Annotated in this window: 16 protein-coding genes and 1 riboswitch; of the genes, 6 read left to right on the top strand and 10 right to left on the bottom strand. The window is 45.1% G+C overall.

Annotation, left to right across the window (positions count from 1 at the left end; genetic code table 11):
- Positions 1 to 7: 7 nt before the first annotated feature.
- Both queG and BMW86_RS31495 read left to right on the top strand, forming a co-directional pair.
- A complete protein-coding gene (queG, locus tag BMW86_RS31500) occupies positions 8 to 934 on the top strand; it encodes a tRNA epoxyqueuosine(34) reductase QueG (RefSeq protein ID WP_089787812.1) in 927 nt (308 codons plus the stop codon).
- A 91-nt stretch (positions 935 to 1,025) separates the two neighbouring features.
- Complete coding sequence (locus tag BMW86_RS31495; RefSeq protein ID WP_089787810.1) at positions 1,026 to 1,568, top strand: RBBP9/YdeN family alpha/beta hydrolase; 543 nt, start codon at positions 1,026 to 1,028, stop codon at positions 1,566 to 1,568.
- A 34-nt stretch (positions 1,569 to 1,602) separates the two neighbouring features.
- Here the strand turns inward: BMW86_RS31495 and araA are convergent, their stop codons facing one another.
- From araA to BMW86_RS31470, 5 genes are all read right to left on the bottom strand, one after another.
- Positions 1,603 to 3,108, bottom strand: coding sequence for an L-arabinose isomerase (gene araA, locus BMW86_RS31490; RefSeq protein ID WP_089787808.1), 1,506 nt, complete (start codon positions 3,106 to 3,108; stop codon positions 1,603 to 1,605).
- An 18-nt stretch (positions 3,109 to 3,126) separates the two neighbouring features.
- Positions 3,127 to 3,822 (bottom strand): L-ribulose-5-phosphate 4-epimerase, encoded by a 696-nt coding sequence (locus BMW86_RS31485; protein WP_089787805.1) that lies wholly within the window; start codon positions 3,820 to 3,822, stop codon positions 3,127 to 3,129.
- A complete protein-coding gene (locus tag BMW86_RS31480; RefSeq protein WP_089787802.1) occupies positions 3,819 to 5,456 on the bottom strand; it encodes a ribulokinase in 1,638 nt (545 codons plus the stop codon). The genes BMW86_RS31485 and BMW86_RS31480 overlap by 4 nt, the downstream gene beginning before the upstream one ends.
- Positions 5,457 to 5,815: 359 nt before the next feature.
- Complete coding sequence (locus BMW86_RS31475) at positions 5,816 to 6,520, bottom strand: NUDIX hydrolase (RefSeq protein ID WP_089787800.1); 705 nt, start codon at positions 6,518 to 6,520, stop codon at positions 5,816 to 5,818.
- 160 nt (positions 6,521 to 6,680) lie between these two features.
- The gene (locus BMW86_RS31470; RefSeq protein WP_089787797.1) at positions 6,681 to 7,334 is read right to left on the bottom strand and encodes an HAD family hydrolase; all 654 of its coding nucleotides are present in this window, start codon (positions 7,332 to 7,334) and stop codon (positions 6,681 to 6,683) included.
- 61 nt (positions 7,335 to 7,395) lie between these two features.
- Here BMW86_RS31470 and BMW86_RS31465 point away from each other — a divergent pair, with 61 nt between their 5' ends.
- Positions 7,396 to 7,830, top strand: a complete 435-nt coding sequence (locus BMW86_RS31465; RefSeq protein ID WP_089787795.1) for a hypothetical protein — start codon at positions 7,396 to 7,398, stop codon at positions 7,828 to 7,830.
- Between the two features lie 292 nt (positions 7,831 to 8,122).
- Here the strand turns inward: BMW86_RS31465 and ygiD are convergent, their stop codons facing one another.
- A complete protein-coding gene (gene ygiD, locus BMW86_RS31460; protein ID WP_218149271.1) occupies positions 8,123 to 9,004 on the bottom strand; it encodes a 4,5-DOPA-extradiol-dioxygenase in 882 nt (293 codons plus the stop codon).
- Positions 9,005 to 9,089: 85 nt separating this feature from the next.
- On the opposite strand from ygiD, the gene BMW86_RS31455 reads away from it, so the two are divergent.
- The gene (locus tag BMW86_RS31455; RefSeq protein ID WP_089787793.1) at positions 9,090 to 10,334 is read left to right on the top strand and encodes a dicarboxylate/amino acid:cation symporter; all 1,245 of its coding nucleotides are present in this window, start codon (positions 9,090 to 9,092) and stop codon (positions 10,332 to 10,334) included.
- On the opposite strand, the gene BMW86_RS31450 is transcribed toward BMW86_RS31455, so the two are convergent.
- The 4 genes from BMW86_RS31450 to BMW86_RS31435 all read right to left on the bottom strand — a co-directional run bounded on the left by BMW86_RS31450 (position 10,291) and on the right by BMW86_RS31435 (position 15,400).
- Complete coding sequence (locus BMW86_RS31450; protein WP_177189459.1) at positions 10,291 to 11,511, bottom strand: YdcF family protein; 1,221 nt, start codon at positions 11,509 to 11,511, stop codon at positions 10,291 to 10,293. The two genes, BMW86_RS31455 and BMW86_RS31450, sit on opposite strands and share 44 nt — an antisense overlap.
- Positions 11,504 to 12,820 (bottom strand): amidohydrolase family protein, encoded by a 1,317-nt coding sequence (locus BMW86_RS31445; protein WP_089787789.1) that lies wholly within the window; start codon positions 12,818 to 12,820, stop codon positions 11,504 to 11,506. The genes BMW86_RS31450 and BMW86_RS31445 overlap by 8 nt, the downstream gene beginning before the upstream one ends.
- 54 nt (positions 12,821 to 12,874) lie before the next feature.
- Positions 12,875 to 14,047, bottom strand: a complete 1,173-nt coding sequence (locus BMW86_RS31440; RefSeq protein ID WP_089787788.1) for a trans-sulfuration enzyme family protein — start codon at positions 14,045 to 14,047, stop codon at positions 12,875 to 12,877.
- A 151-nt stretch (positions 14,048 to 14,198) separates the two neighbouring features.
- Positions 14,199 to 14,312: riboswitch (SAM riboswitch) on the bottom strand.
- Between the two features lie 167 nt (positions 14,313 to 14,479).
- Complete coding sequence (locus BMW86_RS31435; protein ID WP_089787786.1) at positions 14,480 to 15,400, bottom strand: NAD-dependent epimerase/dehydratase family protein; 921 nt, start codon at positions 15,398 to 15,400, stop codon at positions 14,480 to 14,482.
- A gap of 91 nt (positions 15,401 to 15,491) precedes the next feature.
- Between BMW86_RS31435 and BMW86_RS31430 the strand changes: the two genes are divergently transcribed.
- Positions 15,492 to 16,097 (top strand): TetR/AcrR family transcriptional regulator, encoded by a 606-nt coding sequence (locus BMW86_RS31430; RefSeq protein ID WP_089787784.1) that lies wholly within the window; start codon positions 15,492 to 15,494, stop codon positions 16,095 to 16,097.
- A gap of 145 nt (positions 16,098 to 16,242) precedes the next feature.
- Complete coding sequence (locus BMW86_RS31425; protein ID WP_089787782.1) at positions 16,243 to 17,625, top strand: TolC family protein; 1,383 nt, start codon at positions 16,243 to 16,245, stop codon at positions 17,623 to 17,625.
- The last annotated feature ends 19 nt before the right edge of the window (positions 17,626 to 17,644 follow it).

The raw sequence follows: 17,644 nt of genomic DNA, 5'->3' as shown, positions 1-17,644 counted from the left end.
ACACCGCATGAACATAACGGCAAACTATACGGCATTCATTAAGAAACAGGCGGCTGATCTGGGATTTGACCAGTGTGGCATTGCCCGTGCCGTACAGCTGGATGATGATGCCCGCAGGCTGGAAACCTGGCTGAATAAGGGAATGCATGGCTCCATGCACTACATGGAGAATAACTTTGATAAGCGTATTGATCCCCGCAAACTCGTGGATAATGCGCAGTCGGTGATCACACTGTTATTAAATTACTATCCGGAAGAGCAACAAAATCCTGATGCGCCTAAGATCTCCAAATATGCTTATGGGAATGATTACCATGAGGTAATAAAAGCCAAATTAAAGATCCTGTTGCTGAGAATGCAGGAAACATTCGGGGAAGTGAACGGGCGTGGTTTTGTAGATTCTGCGCCTGTACTGGAAAGAAGCTGGGCGCAGCGTAGCGGCCTGGGATGGCTGGGCAAAAATGGAAATCTTATCCATAAACAGTCTGGCTCCTTCTTTTTTATTGCCACACTTATTACAGACCTGGCCCTGGAATATGACAGTCCGGTCGGGGACCACTGCGGTACCTGCACCCGTTGCCTGGATGCCTGTCCTACGGATGCACTCGTAGAACCTGGCGTAGTAGATGGCAGTCGTTGTATTTCCTATTTCACGATAGAACTGAAGGAAATGCTGATTCCTGAAAACATGCAGAATCGTTTTGAGAACTGGATGTTCGGATGTGATATCTGTCAGGATGTATGTCCCTGGAACAAGTTCTCCAAGCCTAATAAAACAGTTGAATTTACCCCTATACCAGCTATACTTAATTTCAGTACGAAAGACTGGGAAGCATTGACAGAAGAGGAGTTCAAAAAGATCTTCCGCCACTCTCCTCTTAAGCGGTCCAAATATGATGGGATCCGCAGGAATCTACGTTTGAAGGGCATATAACGTTTGTGTCATTTTTATTTCTTTTCTTTTTTGCGTAAATTTAGATACGCCAACTACCTCCGATAAAGTATGCCTTAAAGTTTTTCTTACTATGGAAATTAATGTTCTGACCGCTCCCGGTTTATATGGTTCCGGGCCGCAACACTGGCAAAGTGTATGGGAAAAGATGCCAGGTTACAAACGTATCGAGCAGCAAAACTGGGATGAGCCGGTGATGAGTGACTGGGTACATACAATAGAAACAGCAGTGGCTGAAGCCGGACCCGATGTAGTGATCGTTGCCCATAGCTTAGGTTGTATCGCGCTGGCCCAATGGGCACAACAAACAAAATTAAAAATAAGAGGGGCTTTACTGGTGGCTCCTGCTGACACAGAAAGACAGACTTTTCCAAAAGCAGCATCGGGGTTTGCTCCTATACCGCTGGCTCCACTGCCTTTTAAAAGTATCGTCGTTTCCAGTACCAATGATGAATTTGCCAGTCCGGAAAGGGCGATTGACTTCGCCAATGCATGGGGCAGCCGTTTTGTAAATGCAGGAAACAAAGGTCATATTAATGCAGATTCCAATCTGGGAGAATGGTCTGCCGGGCAATCCCTGGTAGATGAACTGGTGCGGAACTGGCACACATTATAAGTAAAAAGGCCGGAATCAGATTCCGGCCTTTTTATTATTTCAGTCCCTTTAACAGGTAAAAAGCTTCATTCCAGCGTAACTCATTGCGGAACTGATATAGCTCAGTATCCTTAGCGATACGCACGTATTCAATACCCGCCATGTCAGCAAAATCCTGCATGTGTGCAGTATTTAAATTCTGGCTGTAACAGGTATGGTGTGCACCACCCGCCTGAATCCAGGCTGCACAACCGGTACGCATGTCAGGCATAGGTTTCCATAACACACGTGCTACGGGCAACTTAGGCAATTCATGCTGCGGTTCTACGGCTTCTACTTCATTTACCAGTAAACGGAAGCGGTTACCCATATCAATTACAGAGGCATTTATAGCCGGTCCTGCGGCCACGTTGAACACCAGGCGCACAGGGTCTGCTTTTCCTCCAATACCCAGCGGATGGATCTCGCAGGTAGGTTTACCGGTTGCAATGGAAGAACAGATCTCCAGCATATGCGCTCCCAGTACTAAACGGTTGGATGGATCAAAATGATAGGTGTAATCTTCCATGAAGGAGTTACCACCTGGCAGACCGCTACCCATTACTTTCATAGCCCGCACCAGCGCTGCTGTTTTCCAGTCGCCTTCTCCGCCAAAGCCGTAACCATCTGCCATCAGGCGTTGCACCGCAATACCAGGTAATTGTTCCAGGCCATGAAGGTCTTCAAACGTATCTGTAAACCCTTTGAAATTGCCTGCTTCCAGGAATGCACGCAAACCGAGTTCTATGCGTGCAGCTTCTCTTAATGAAGCATGCTGTGCAGCCCCTTTACGAAGGGATGCTCCTACCGAATAACTTTGTTCGTATTCCTGTACCAGCGTACCTACGGAAGCATCACTTACTTCTTTGATGTATTTTACGAGGTCACCTATACCGTAACCATTTACGGAATAGCCGAACTGCAGTTCTGCTTCTACTTTATCGCCTTCAGTCACAGCTACCTGGCGCATATTATCTCCCAGGCGGGCGAATTTCCCACCTTGCCAGTCGTGCCAGCCAGCCGCAGCACGCAGCCAGGTATTCAGTTCACCAACTACTTCAGGGTCCTGCCAGTGACCAGCAACTACCTTCCTGTTCATGCGCATACGGGACATCATAAAACCGAATTCACGGTCGCCATGGGCCGACTGGTTCAGGTTCATGAAGTCCATATCAATTTCTCCCCATGGAATATCCCGGTTAAACTGTGTGTGCAGGTGAAGCAGTGGGCGTTGTAATACTTTCAGTCCGCCAATCCACATTTTAGCAGGAGAAAAAGTATGCATCCATGCAATGATCCCAATACAATTGGGAGCGTTATTAGCCTCCTGACAAATGCGATAGATCTCGTCCGGTGTTTTCACAACAGGCTTGAATACGATGCGTACGGGAATATCCGGAGATGCATCCAGCCATTTGGCTATAGCCGCTGAATGTGCATCCACCTGCTGCAATGTTTCTTCTCCATAAAGGTGCTGGCTGCCTGTAATGAACCAGGCTTCGAATTGCTTCAACTGTATCATGCTATTGAATTTTTCAGATTACTGGCCGTAATAGGAATCAGGGCCATGTTTGCGTTCAAAATGTTTGCGTATCAGAGATTCTTTCAACCGGGGACTATCCGCCCGGATACTTTCCGTGAGGTAAGCCATCCTTGCCACTTCTTCCACTACGGCTGCATTATATACTGCTTTATCAGCTGTTTTGCCCCAGGTAAAAGGCGCGTGGTTGCCAACGAGGATCATTTCAACGTCCTCATATGACAGCGATCTTTCCTTCAGACAATTCATGATCTGGAATCCTGTTTCATGCTCATAATTCCCTTTGATCATTTCATCGCTCATAGGAGCCGCACAGGGAACATCTACGGTAAGATGGTCTGCATGTGTAGTACCATAGACAGGAATATCGCGCTGAGCCTGAGCCCAGGCGGTAGCATAGGTAGAGTGCGTATGCACGATACCCCCGATATGTTCCCAGTGTTTGTATAACACTGCATGTGTTTTGGTATCTGAAGAAGGGCGTAAAGCGCCTTCCACTGTTTGCCCGTCGAAGTCAACGATCACCATTTTATCCGGTGATAATTGTGTGTAGGGAACACCGCTTGGTTTAATGGCAAACACACCTGCCTTGCGGTCAACCACGCTGACATTGCCAAAAGTGAACAATACCAGACCCAGTGCAGGCAACTGCATATTGGCTTCGTACGCTGCTTCTTTTATGGATTGATAGCTCATGCGTTAAATTTTTCTGTGAAGGCACCCAGTTCCTGGAATTTACGATAGCGTTCTGCATAGTAAGGAACATGTTGTGCTCTTGGTTCCCATACGGTTTCAAAGCCGGAAGACATGGCTTCCTGCGCAGCACCGATGGTTGGGTATAATCCTGCAGCAACAGCGGCAAACATGGCAGCACCCAGTGCGCAGGCGTTTTCGCTGTTAACTATCTTAATAGGACGGTTCATCACATCGGCCAGTACCTGCATAGCATAACCTGATTTCTTGGCCACACCACCCAGTGCAATCACTTCGTGAATAGGTACGCCTTCCTGTACAAAACGTTCTGCGATGCTTTGCGCACCGAAGGCAGTGGCCTCTACCAGCGCTTTGAACAACTGAGCAGCATCTACGCCCAGGTGTAAGCCTGTAACGGTACTTTTCAGGGTATGGTTTGCATCTGGTGTACGGCGGCCGTTAAACCAGTCCAACGCCAGCGGATCGTCTTTCTTTAAAGGCAGTTGCTGTGCCTGTTCTGATAAATGGGCCAGCAGTTTACTCTCCATTTTCTGTGCGTCCGCTTCATTTAATAAAGCGTAAACGGGGCCCATGATGAGACGGCGTAACCAGGCAAATACATCGCCATAGGCGGATTGTCCGGCTTCCATACCGAGTGTATCAGGAACTACGGAACCATCAACCTGTCCGCAGATACCTTTCACCAGCAGGTGTCCTACTTCTTCTATTGGTGCAACCAGGATATCGCAGGTGCTGGTGCCTATCACTTTACATAAAGAGTAAGGTTTGATACCACCGCCAACGGCTCCCATATGTGCATCGAAAGCGCCTGTGCCTATCACTACGTCTGTTGGCAGCCCCAGTTTAGCTGCCCATTCTGCGGTGATGATGCCAGCAGAAACGGTAGCGTCTACAGTGTCTGTATACATATTAACATACCGGGCAAGAAAAGGATGCAGCTGTTGTAAGAACTCTGCCGGAGGAAGTCCACCCCAGGAAGCATGCCACATGGCTTTATGACCTGCGGCGCAACGGCTGCGTAATAAAGTGTTCAGGCTGTTGTTGCCGGTGAGGACAGCGGGTATCCAGTCGCAATGTTCTACCCAGGCAGCAGCTTTAGCCCTTACAGGTGCATCTTCTTTGATCACATGGAGGATCTTGGCCCAGAACCATTCACTGCTGTAAATACCACCACAATACTGGGTGTAGTCTGTGCCTTTACTATGTGCTATTTCATTGATGAGTGCAGCTTCTTCGTTTGCGGTATGGTCTTTCCATAATACAAACATGGCATTGGGATTATGCTCAAATTCCGGCAGTAATGCCAGGGGCATCCCTTCTTCATTTACGGGACCGGGCGTAGAGCCGGTCGTATCTACTGAAATACCTTTTACCTTAGCGGCGGTACCAGCGGGGCATTGTTTCAAAGCCTCACGGATACTGTGTTCCAGTCCTTCCAGATAATCTAAGGGATGTTGCCTGTATTGCTGTGAGGATGGATCGCAATACTTTCCTTTCTGCCAGCGCGGGTAGTAATGTACCGCGCTACCAACTTCTTCTCCTGTAGTCACATTCACTACCAGCGAGCGTACTGAATCGGTGCCAAAGTCTACACCTATTACAAATGAATTCTCCATAACGTACGACCTCTTTGCAGAGCCCCGGCCTGGCGGCAGGGATCATCTCAAAGGTATTTAGTGGTTAATAATTACATGTCAAATCGACAATTATAAAAACAGAGTAAAAAAAACGCCCTCTGAAGGACGTTTCTGATTTAACACTTTTTGTTATATCAGAATATTTTAAATTCCTGAATCAGCAACAAAGTATGAAACTTTTTCTTATCCGGCTTATATAATTTAGAATAGTTATTCAGTTTGAGACATTTTGATCAAAGACCAATTTTTTTGTAATGATGCTTCGCACCATCACAAAAAAATTAAAGAGATTTTGCAGGGCTTCGCCCTGCACCCAAAAATCAAACCGGGTCTCTACCCTATCTTAAATTTCCCGGATCAGAAACAAAGTTCAGGAAAGCATGGAACTTTGCACTGTACTTCCTCTTATCCAGTTTATAATAAAACGCCCCTCTTTTAGAAGACGCTCTTTCTTTCTCTTTCTGTTTCACCAGTAGACCGGTGGATAATACCTTTCTGCTGAAATTCCGTTTATCAAATCCCGCATCATATACTGCTTCAAACAGGATCTGTAACTGGGGAATCGTAAACTTGGGTGGTAACAGCTCGAACAATATCGGGTGGATAGCTGCCTTATAACGTAACCGTGCCTGTGCCTCATGTACCATATCAGCATGATCGAATATCAGCTTGGGGATATCTCTCAGAGAGAACCATTCCGCTTTGTATTCATCCGACAGTTGCTGCTTATACAGATTGATATCTATCAGTGCAAAGTAAGCTACGGATAAGGTCCTTTCCATCGGGTCGCGCTGAGGGGTACCAAAGGCAGCTAACTGCTCCATATATACCCCATCCAGCCCTGTCAGTTTGTTCAGCGTACGGACAGCAGCTGCATCCAGTGCTTCTTCCGGTTGTACAAAACCACCCATCAGGCTCCATTTACCTTTTTCAGGATCAAAGCCACGCTTTATCAATAATAACTTAAGATCCTGTCCGTCAAAACCGAAAATAATACAGTCTACAGCTACCAGCATCCGGGTTTGCCGGGAATAACGTGTCATACTTTCCTGGTGTTTAATTCTGCTAATATAAAACTCCCCGGTGATATTGCCAGTATTTACCCGGACTGTTTATTTCCTCACAATATAGAAAAATAAATGTCTCCACAACAATTATGTACAAAAATGGTAATATCCGGTGTACAGTGGCTAAAATCTGCCATCAGAATAACTGCCCGGGAGTGATGGCCGTATAATCAGCAACAAAAGCGATGATATTATCATATCCCGCAAACTCTTCACGCGTATGCATAGTGGTGATAACAACCGCTTTCATACCTGCATTGGCAGCCGCTTCCACGCCTTTGGGCGCATCTTCGAACACGATACAATCTGCCGGAACAGCCCCCAGTTCAGCAGCCGCTTTCAGGAATACTTCAGGGTCCGGTTTGCTTTTCACTACATCATCAGCAGTGATGATAGTCTGGAAATAATCCCGTACATGCAGGTTATCTAGTGCAAAATCCACATTAAAAGGGATAGCGGCAGTACCTATGCCCATCGCAATACCCTGCTCTGCGGCCATATCCAGGAACTCTTTCAGTCCGGCTATCAGCTCCAGGTGCGGGCGGTAAGCCTCCTGGTAACGCCTTTCCTTTTCCAGGGCCAGGGTATCCATTTCTTCATCTGTAAACCTATCCTGTCCAAAGATCCTTACCAGTACTTCCTGGTTCTTGCCGTACATTTCCTTTTTCACAGCTTCCCGGCTCAGTCCGGCCTTCAGATCGTCGTTCAGGATGTTGTACCAGCCATGTACATGATATTCCATATCATCTATCATGGTGCCGTTCATGTCGAAAATAAAAGCCTTTTTCATAATCCTGCAAAGCTAATATGGAATTTCCGGAATTTCTGCATCCTGCTACAAAACCTATAATATGGAAACATTCATTCACATTCCTACCCCCTGTCATGAAAACTGGAATAACATGTTACCGGCAGACCAGGGACGCCATTGCCTCCAGTGCAGTAAAACAGTTGTAGACTTTACAGACTGGGATACACCGGCTATTGCTGCCTATTTATATGCGAATGCAACACAGAAAGTATGCGGACGTTTTAACGCCACTCAGCTGGATGTACCCGTAGAAGATACCATTTTGCAGGTGTTTTATTCCAGCCTGCCCCTGTTTAAAAAGATAGCAGCGGTGATTGTGATTGTATTCGGAATGGCTTCCTGCAGCCCTAAAACAACCGGGGAACCAATGATGGGGCAGATGCGTATGACAGATACTATCCCGGCTAAAATAACGCCATTAACAGGAGAAGTACTTATCGTTGCCGGACAAGTACAAATGAAGAAGGTCGAATGAATTCGACCTCCGCTGATTTATAGTTCACGTTATTGAATTAGCCACATGCGGCAAAAATTACCAATAGAATGCATGCAGCCATACAAAAAGTTATAAAAATGTTAAGATGATTTCATTCATGTAAGTGGAACAATCGATCCGCAATATCATTGCGCTGTTTCTCATAACGTTACGACGAATATAGCCTCTCCCGCTGCTCGCAATATAATGATAAATGTCAATTCTACAATTAAATTACAGGTAAAAAAAATGGCCAGACGGGATTCACCCGTCTGGCCATTACAATAAGGTACTACTCTCCTATCTGGAAACAGCGCATACTGATGCTGCCAGCCTGTATTTCTTCGTATGTGAAATTGATCTGCTCGTCTTTCTCTGCTAAACCCAGACTGTAAAAAATCGGCAGGTAATGATCGTTAGTTGGTACAGACATCATCGCGGCTTTTCCCAGGTGCTGGTAATGCATCAGGTCTTCAAACTTACGCTGTTCGATCTTTGTTTTCACCGTTTCATCAAATTCCACGGCCCAGTCGAACGGTTTTGCCGTTGCTGAGAAATCGATATTGCGCAGGTTATGCACGATGTTACCACTCCCCAGAATCAACACCCCTTTCTTACGCAATGCTTTTAGTTCCTGCGCCAGCTTAAAGTGATATTCAGGCGGTTTGCTGTAATCAATACTCAGCTGATATACCGGTATGTTCGCTTCCGGATACATATGACGTAACACGGTCCATGTACCATGGTCCAGTCCCCACTGATCATCCTCTACCACATGGGTGCTGGTAATCAGTGCGGCCGTTTCCCTGGCAAGGTCCGGCGCCCCCGGTGCAGGATACTGCATATCATGCAATGCCTGCGGGAACCCGCCAAAGTCATGTATCGTTACTGGTTTAGCCGATACCAGTACATGTGTACCTCTCGTCAGCCAGTGTGCAGACACAACCAGTATAGCACGCGGCTGCTCTTTCACGGATTGTCCCATGGCTGTCAGCCGGCGGGTAAATGCGTTATCCTCCAGTGCATTCATAGGGCTACCATGCCCGATGAACATAGCCGGCATAGTAGCCGTACTCTTAAAATCCCGGGTAATATTCCCCAATTCTTGTAGTTGCATAACTTTTCCTCCTACAGGTAAAATGGCTAAAGCAGCCAGAAAGTCCTTCCTGTTCATAACACAAATATAGCAATATATGGTGCAACAATTAAATGGACAGATATAGGTATCACGTGTACTTTTTCATGTATATTACAGTATAATGCGAACACTACTAAAAAACTATAGCGGCATACTGCTTTTATTGGGTGGTATCATAGCCGGAAGTATACTGGGACTGATATTCGGAAAAAGTATCGAGGTAATTAAACCCATAGGTGATATCTTCCTGAACATCTTATTTACAGCGATTATCCCCCTGGTATTCTTTAGTATTGCCTCGGCTATCGCCAATGTAGATCCCGGGCAGAAACTGGGAAAGATACTCTCTGTAATGGGAGCCGTTTTCCTCAGTACAATACTCATCTCTGCCTTTTTAACGATCGTCACTATCCGCATCTTTCCGCTAAAGGCTGTTACCACAGACGCCGCTGGTTTTATAGCAGATACAAACGTGGGCAATTTCGGGGACCAGGTGACCAAACTACTTACTACGGGCGAGTTCTTCGAATTATTATCCAGGAAGAACATGCTGCCCTTTATCATATTCTCTACCCTGATAGGTTTTGCAGCTTTAAAATCCGGTAAGGCAGGCGAGCCATTCCGCCGGTTCCTGGTATCAGGGAATGAGGTAATGAAACACCTGCTGATACTCATTATGTACCTGGCACCCATCGGGTTAGGCGCTTATTTTGCCTACCAGGTAGGTACACTGGGGCCACAGCTCTTTGGCACCTACGCCAGTTCCATGGCTGTTTATTATGGGTTTGGTATCTTTTATTTTATAGTGATGTTCAGTGTATACGCCTTTGTGGCGGGCGGTGTAAAAGGTATCAGGACCTACTGGAAATATAACGTGATACCCACCTTCACAGCCCTGGGTTCCTGCAGCAGCATTGCTACTATCCCGGCTAACCTGGATGCCGCGGTTAAAATGGGTGTACCGGACCATATTAACAACGTTGTAGTGCCTTTGGGGGCCACTTTGCATAAAGACGGTTCCAGTATTTCTTCTGTCGTTAAAATAGGAGTGGTATTCGCCATGTTCGGACGTGATTTCAGCGGCATAGATACTATCCTGCTGGCAATGGGCATTACAGTATTAGTGAGTATAGTGGAAGGTGGGATCCCCAATGGTGGTTATATCGGAGAATTACTGGTGATATCTGTTTATGGATTCCCTGTAGCTGCCTTACCGGCGGTTATGATCATAGGCACCCTGGTAGACCCGCTGGCTACTATATTAAATGCTACCGGTGATACCGTAGCGGCAATGTTAGTGACAAAGTTTACAGGCGCAAAACTTAAGGATCCAGCGGCTCTTCAGGATTCTGCTGCCACGCTTTAGGCGATGGTACAAAAGCATTCTCAGTAGCACTTACCCTTTCCAGACTCTGATAAGGAATACATCCCAGCTCATTCATAAAACGGATACCCATATTCTGAATAGCAAGTGACTGAAAAGAATCCGATATAATGAGTGCTGGTTTTGTTGAAGGCATATTGAATAAATACATCAGTCTTTCCGCATTCCTGATATTGGTAGTGGTATGTCTTGCATGCGGTTCTATAATCACTGCACTATCAGGTAATCCCAGTGTGCCGGTGATATATTTCTTCATTTCTATCGCCTCACAATAGGGTGTTTTGTAAGGATGCACATGCCCGCCGGAAACAATAATAAAAGGAGCTACTCCCTTTTTATATTCATCCACTGCCAGCCTGCAGCGATACATGCCCATACTGTCTATAGAACGTCCACCCGCACCCGGCCCGGCACCCGGTACCAGTATAGTACTGTAACGGAAAGCATTCCAGTTCACTCTCCTCGATTTTGCAAAAGGAGCTGCATTTTTATCTTTATACAAAGGTTCGTAACGGGTAGCTTCATCACGTCCGTTAATCGTCAGCGCTTTTAATGCTGCGGCTAAAGGCTGTTTGTAAAAAGCATTCCCTTTGCCTGCTGTTACTACCGTCTTTAAGTTTGTTTTTACCAACTGGAAAAAAGCAGGATCTGAAGGACGGAAAGAGATGGAATCTATCCTTGGATAACGGGGTGGTACTCCCTGTAAATATACTCTGCAAATAAAATTGATGCCCTCTGTAACATCCTGCCATGCTTTCCTGATAAAAGCCGTATCGGCATCATCACTGTATACAGGGTAACGCTCTTCTGCTTTCAACCGTTCTATCAAAGCTTTAAAGTCCTTGTCAGATACAGATAAACGTTGAAACTCCGCACTTGTTTCCTTTATTTCTTCAGGTGTCCATAACAAAGCAGCTGTTAAACAGGATACATCAGTACATGTACTGTAAGCCTTACTGATCCTGGCCTGCCGTTCACGCGCCACATTATTAAAAACCGTATTTTTTACTACAATATTGTGTACATCACTTTTTCTTTCCAGCACATACAGCAGGTAAAAAGATTTCCGGATCTGTACCTGTTCATCAGGCGTAAAAGATTGCGCCTGCAAAGAAGCAGTAAATATCAGCAGGCATAGCGTCAATATGTTTCTAATCATTCTGCTCAACTTTTTTACCATTTTTCCAAACTTCTATAATCGTCCTCGTATTATTAATATCCTGAGAAGGATCTCCTTCCAGGATCATAAAATCTGCTTTTTTACCTGGTGTTAAAGTACCCACCTGTTTATTAATACCCAGTAATTCAGCGCTATTCTGTGTTGCGCAGCTAATTACTTTCAAAGGGCTCAAACCTGCTTCTACCATCAGTTGCAGCTCCAGGTGTTCAGAGAATCCCTGCGCTCTTACCGGAAAGGCACCGGCATCTGTGCCCATCGCAATTTTTACACCCGCACTGTCCAGTTTACGCAGGTTAACTACGGCCGTCATGAAGGCCCTCATTTTCTTCTCTCTGCTTTTATCCTGCTGTTGTTGCTGACGGTAGGCATCACTGGTAAGCATTTCCAGTACACCCGGTTCCAGTGAACGGATAAAGAAAGGATCATTCAACCATTCAGGTTGCCCTGCATAGATAAAACCATATTCATCCAGTGATAATGTTGGAATATAAAATGTGCCTTTTTCTTTCATGGCAGTAATCAGCGCTGCATCCACTTCTTTATCGCGGATGCTGTGCGCCAGCAGGTCTACACCTGCATTCACCAGACTTTTGGCATCTTCGAGGTAATAAACATGTGCGGCTACTTTTAGTCCCTGCTGATGCGCTTCTTTTATCAGCGCTTCATAAACGGCAGGTTCCATTTTAGGCATAGTACCTCCCCCATCGTCCAGCCATAACTTCAGGAAATCCGGTTTCAACAAAGCCAGTTTGCGCACATCCGCGATGGCTTCTGCCGGAGTTGCCGGACGCAGTATCTCTGTTCCAAAAGCGGCGGGCGGGACTCCGTTCTTTGCGCCAAAGCCATAACCTGCTGTGAGCAAAGTGGCTCCCGGTATCAACCCCTGACGGGAAGAATCGCGCAGGGGGAATACAAGTGGCTGGTCTGTACCCAGACTTAACACCGTTCCTACCCCATAGTTAAGGTAACGCTGTAACTGACGCACTACATTCTCACGTGTGTAGTTCTCTGCAGAAGAGGTATTACCTTTCAGTAATCCCAGGTGTTCATGCCCGCTTATCAGTAGTGGCATCACCGTTTTACCGGTCATGCTGATCACTTTTGTACGCGGTGGGATCTGAGTAGTACCGATAGACACAATGCTGTCTCCTGCAATCAGCAGATTAGCATGCAATTGTACAGCATCTCCGCTGCCATCTATGAGCGTAACGTCTCTTATAAGTGTTTGTGCAAAAGTTTGATAACAGGTAACGGAAATGATTATACTAAGTAATACCCTTCTATACATAGTTAACAATTTATAGTTATGGCATGCAGTCTCCCTGAAACTGCAAACTACGAACTATAAACCAGAAACTGCGGGCTGTAATTGATCTATTTTGTTAAATGTTTGTTGCAGATCTTCCAGCAGATCCGCAGGTTCTTCCAGCCCTACGGAAAGGCGTATCAGGCTGTCCGCTACTCCTGCCGCCCTGCGTTTCTCATCAGGAATGGATTTGTGGGTCATGCTGGCCGGATGGCAAAGCAGGCTTTTAATACCACCCAGACTTTCAGCCAGTTTAAAATAGCGGGTATTCGTTACAAAGGCTTTGGCTGCTTCTTCGGTATCCTCTTTAAGGGTAAAAGAAACAATACCACCAAAACCTTTAGCCTGCTGTTTAGCCAGTAAATGATTGGGGTGGGATGAAAGGCCGGGATAATACACTTTATCTACAAGCGGATGGTTCTCAAGATATTCAGCTATCTGCTGTGCATTGGCACAATGCTGCCTTACACGCAGGTGTAATGTTTCAATACCACGTATCAGCAGGAAGCTGTCGAACGGCGACAGGATAGCCCCGCAGGCATTCTGGTAAAAGCGGATCTCTGCGCCCAGTTCTGCTGTTTTGGTGACTACCACACCGGCAATCAGATCACTGTGACCACCCAGGTATTTGGTAGCGCTGTGTACCACGATATCTGCACCCAGTTCCAGTGGTTGCTGTAACACAGGAGAAGCAAAAGTATTGTCTACACAAAACAGGCATTTACTCGCTTTGGCAATTCTGGCTATCGCAGCAATGTCTGAGATCTTCAAAGTAGGGTTGGTAGGCGTTTCCAGCCATATCAAACGGGTAGCTGGTGTAATGGCATTAAACACTGCCTGTATATCCGAAGTATCTACATACGTTACTTTGATCCCGAACTTTTCATACACTTTAGTGAACAGGCGAAATGCGCCACCATAGATATCATCTACTGCTACTATTTCATCACCTGATTTCAGGAGTTTTAACACCGCATCAATAGCTGCCAGTCCGCTTGAAAAAGCAATACCAGTCGCTCCTTCTTCCAGCTGTGCTACTATCTTTTCCAGTATTTCACGTGTAGGATTATTAGTGCGTGCGTAGTCGTAGCCTTTGTTAACACCGGGGGCTTCCTGTACGAAAGTAGAGGTCTGATAAATGGGTACTGCTATAGCACCTGTCTGTTCGTCTACCGGAATGGAATGGATTAATTGCGTAATTGTACTCATCTCTTTTTTGTTTTTTAGTTTGATGAAGGATTGTTGTTAAACAGCTTATCAGAGAGACTAAGAGAGAGATGATTTGTCTATAAAACAAAAAAACTCACCTGGGAGCCAGGTGAGTTTTCGTATATCGGAAATAATATAGATCAAACTAACTGACTTATCTTTCCCGGGTTTTATACCGGGTGGATGTAGCACCTTTCCTGTTGTTAAAGCAGGATGGTTGCTAAGACTTCGCAGGGCCATTTCCCTCCGTCTTTCTTGATAAGAATCTTAAAGAACTGATGCAAATATAAAACAGGAATATTTATACTTCCAAATATTTTTTATCAAAGAGCAATTTTTTGGTAATGGAGCTTCGCACCATCACCAAAAAATTAAAGGGGTTTTGCAGGGCTTCGCCCTGCACCCAAAAATAAAACTGAGTCACTACCTTTATTATCTCCCGATGGTTTGCCTCAATCCATCTTCATAAGATGTTGGTTTAAAGTTGAAATGCTTATCAAATTTAGTACTGTCGAAAATATAAGGATGATTACTCTGATAAAGCATTTCGTGCAATTCCGCGGTAGTTGTATCGAAAAGACCGGCAAGGCGGATCATCAATCCAGTCAGTCTCATATAACGGGGTTTTACTTTTAAGATCCCTGCCACCATCTCTATATACTCTTTCCCGTTAGGCGCCGGATTAGTGGTTGGTAAATGCCATATCTGGTTAAAAGTACTGTTGTCCTGAGACAGTAAATACAATGCTTTACCTGCATCCGGGGTGAAGGTATAACTATGGGTATACTGATCACTACCCAGCCAGTTAGCCGCTTTCCCTTTTGACAGGTTACCAATTACCAGCAGGTTCATAATACCGGTAGTATCTGCTCCGGGGCCGTAAAAATCGGCAGCGCGGGCAATGCTGGCGGTCAGGCGGCCTTCTTTTACCCTGTCCATGATTTTATTGGCAATCATGGCCCGGATCTCCCCTTTCTTACTACGGGGGTTATAAGGGGTTTCTTCTGTCATTGGGCCGTCTACCAGTCCATACATATACACATTATCAAAGAAAATGAGGGGGATACCCGCCTCACTGCAGGCATGAATAACATTCTGTATGATTTTGGGCCAGGCGACTTCCCATATTTTATGATTGTATGCCAGTCCGGCACAAAGGAATACCATAGAAGAACCACTTACAGCCCTGCGGGTTTGTAAAGGGTCAGTAATATCAGCAGCCATGGTTTCAGCTTCGGCAATGGCCTTTGGCTTACGGCTCACTAACCTTACTTTCTTCCCATTTGCGTGTAATTCTTTAGTTAACTCATTCGCTATCACTCCTCCCGCTCCAAGTATTGTGTACAATTCCATAGGGTATTTTTTATATGTTGACGTAAAAATAGAAAATATATTTTAAATACTGAACACTGTTTAGTAAGTTTGCATTGTAAATAAAATAACAATGGGCATCACTGATAGAAAAGAACGTGAAAAACTTGAGATGCGCCGTCTGATTATGGACGCTGCCATGGATATGTTTGTGAAAGATGGTTATGAAAAAACTTCCATCCGTAATATAGCTGATAAAATAGAATATAGCCCTGCCACCATTTATCTCTATTATAAAGATAAAGATGAATTGTTATGGGGATTACAGACAGAAGCTTTTGAGAAATTAGCCGAGGTATTCAGAGAAGGCATAACTGCTGCAGAACCAATAGAACAATTGAGGCAAATGGCTAAATTATATGTTGAATTTGGTATGAGTAACCCGGATCTGTATGACCTCATGTTCATCCTCCGCTCTCCTATGAATGCAGAGAAGAATGAAGAATGGAAAAGCGGTTCCAGTGCTTTCCAGTTCCTGGTGAATATCATCCAGGCCGGAATGGACAAACTGAAATATGAAGATGTCACGCTGGGTGCCATGTCCAGCTGGGCTATGGTACATGGCCTGGTTTCTTTAAATGTAAGGGGACGCTGCAAAATGCTGGAATTACCAGAAGATAAATTACAGGATATGCTCCTGGCAGCTGTAGATCAATATATTGATAATATTACACGATAAATGATTGATACTGTTGATAGTAACACTAATTAGTTGACGCTATCAACAGTACCATCCCACTTAATTGACTTCATCAACTATACATCTTAAACAACTGACACTCAATGTGTCTTTTTTTTAACGCCATTAATAAACAGTGTTCATTATGTCAACAAACATCATCAACAAACTATCGTTCACAATGCTACTGCTGATTAGCTCTGCTATGGCGGCTTTGGGGCAGGAAAATGTACTCGACAGGTACATAAAAGAAGCTTTTGAGCATAATCAGGGTTTGCAGCAGCGTAATTTCCAGCTGGAAAAGTCTCTTTTAGCCCTAAAGGAAGCGAAAGCGCTCTTTTATCCGCAGGTGGGCGTGGCAGGGTCTTATACCAAAGCGGGTGGTGGGCGTACCATCGATATTCCTGTCGGGGATATGTTGAATTCGGTGTATAGCACATTGAATACGCTGACGAACAGTCAGAAATTTCCGCAATTGCCTAACCAGTCGGTTTTACTGAACCCCGATAACTACTACGATTTACATGTGCGCACATCTCTTCCTTTGATTAACACGGAAATATGGTATGCACAAAAGATCCGTAAAGAAGCTATCACTTTGCAACAGGCGACTGTCAATGTTTACAAACGCTCTCTCGTAAAGGATATCAAAACTGCTTATTATCAGTATTATCAGGCAGTTAAAGCTGTGGAGATTTACAATACTGCATTAGCACAGGTACAGGAAAATATCAGGGTGAATAAGAGTTTCCTTGATAATGGGGTGCGTAATAATACTTCTCTGACACGTGCTCAGGCGGAACAGCAAAAGATCGAGACTTCTATTACAGAAGCTCAGAACAAACAGCAGAATGCACAGGCGTATTTTAATTTCCTGCTTAATCAGCCTTTTATGACTCCCATTACCCTGGATAGTACTGTTTTTACCCCTGCGTTAGCAGGTATTTCTGAAGCGAAAGGTTCTCTTGAAGCAGGTAGTTCTATCAGCTCCCGTGAAGAACTGCTTCAGCTGGACCAACAGAAAAAGATCGCTGATCTGCAATACAAACTATCCTCTTCCTATCTTATTCCTAAACTCAGCACATTCCTCGACCTGGGCTCCCAGGCATACAACTGGAATGTTGATAATAAATCCCGCTATTACATGTGGGGAGTAAACCTTCAATGGGACCTCTTCGCCGGCGGGCAACGCAAATACAAGGCAAAACAGGCGGCATCAGATATACAGGTGATACAGGCTTCTTACAATGAAACCAACAATGCATTACAACTGGAAGTCAATACCGCACAGAATAATTACCATACCGCTGCTGCCAGTTTCACCAACGCACAAACGCAGTTACAATTCTCTGAAAAATATTACAACGATCAGCTGAAAGTATACAAAGCAGGACAACTCCTCTACATCGAATTACTCGATGCACAGAACCAGCTGACCAGCGCCAGACTCCAGCTCTCCGTTGCTTTTGCACAGGTGCAGACTGCCCTCGCAGAAATTGAAAGAACACAAGCTACCTATAAACTATAAACTCTTTAAAATACTGAAA

The organism is Chitinophaga sp. YR573, from assembly GCF_900110995.1.
GTDB lineage: Bacteria > Bacteroidota > Bacteroidia > Chitinophagales > Chitinophagaceae > Chitinophaga.
Note: the sequence above shows the minus strand (reverse complement) of the source record. Positions and strands in the feature narration are given on the sequence as shown.

Excerpts from the sequence above, each read along its gene's own strand:
- BMW86_RS31430 (WP_089787784.1), top strand. The coding sequence starts at position 15,492 with ATGGGCATCACTGATAGAAAAGAACGTGAAAAACTTGAGATGCGCCGT.
- BMW86_RS31475 (WP_089787800.1), bottom strand. The coding sequence starts at position 6,520 with ATGACACGTTATTCCCGGCAAACCCGGATGCTGGTAGCTGTAGACTGT.
- ygiD (WP_218149271.1), bottom strand. The coding sequence starts at position 9,004 with ATGAACAGGAAGGACTTTCTGGCTGCTTTAGCCATTTTACCTGTAGGA.
- BMW86_RS31445 (WP_089787789.1), bottom strand. The coding sequence starts at position 12,820 with ATGTATAGAAGGGTATTACTTAGTATAATCATTTCCGTTACCTGTTAT.
- BMW86_RS31465 (WP_089787795.1), top strand. The coding sequence starts at position 7,396 with ATGGAAACATTCATTCACATTCCTACCCCCTGTCATGAAAACTGGAAT.
- BMW86_RS31425 (WP_089787782.1), top strand. The coding sequence starts at position 16,243 with ATGTCAACAAACATCATCAACAAACTATCGTTCACAATGCTACTGCTG.
- BMW86_RS31450 (WP_177189459.1), bottom strand. The coding sequence starts at position 11,511 with ATGATTAGAAACATATTGACGCTATGCCTGCTGATATTTACTGCTTCT.
- BMW86_RS31470 (WP_089787797.1), bottom strand. The coding sequence starts at position 7,334 with ATGAAAAAGGCTTTTATTTTCGACATGAACGGCACCATGATAGATGAT.
- BMW86_RS31440 (WP_089787788.1), bottom strand. The coding sequence starts at position 14,047 with ATGAGTACAATTACGCAATTAATCCATTCCATTCCGGTAGACGAACAG.
- BMW86_RS31455 (WP_089787793.1), top strand. The coding sequence starts at position 9,090 with ATGCGAACACTACTAAAAAACTATAGCGGCATACTGCTTTTATTGGGT.
- BMW86_RS31435 (WP_089787786.1), bottom strand. The coding sequence starts at position 15,400 with ATGGAATTGTACACAATACTTGGAGCGGGAGGAGTGATAGCGAATGAG.
- BMW86_RS31495 (WP_089787810.1), top strand. The coding sequence starts at position 1,026 with ATGGAAATTAATGTTCTGACCGCTCCCGGTTTATATGGTTCCGGGCCG.
- araA (WP_089787808.1), bottom strand. The coding sequence starts at position 3,108 with ATGATACAGTTGAAGCAATTCGAAGCCTGGTTCATTACAGGCAGCCAG.
- queG (WP_089787812.1), top strand. The coding sequence starts at position 8 with ATGAACATAACGGCAAACTATACGGCATTCATTAAGAAACAGGCGGCT.
- BMW86_RS31480 (WP_089787802.1), bottom strand. The coding sequence starts at position 5,456 with ATGGAGAATTCATTTGTAATAGGTGTAGACTTTGGCACCGATTCAGTA.
- BMW86_RS31485 (WP_089787805.1), bottom strand. The coding sequence starts at position 3,822 with ATGAGCTATCAATCCATAAAAGAAGCAGCGTACGAAGCCAATATGCAG.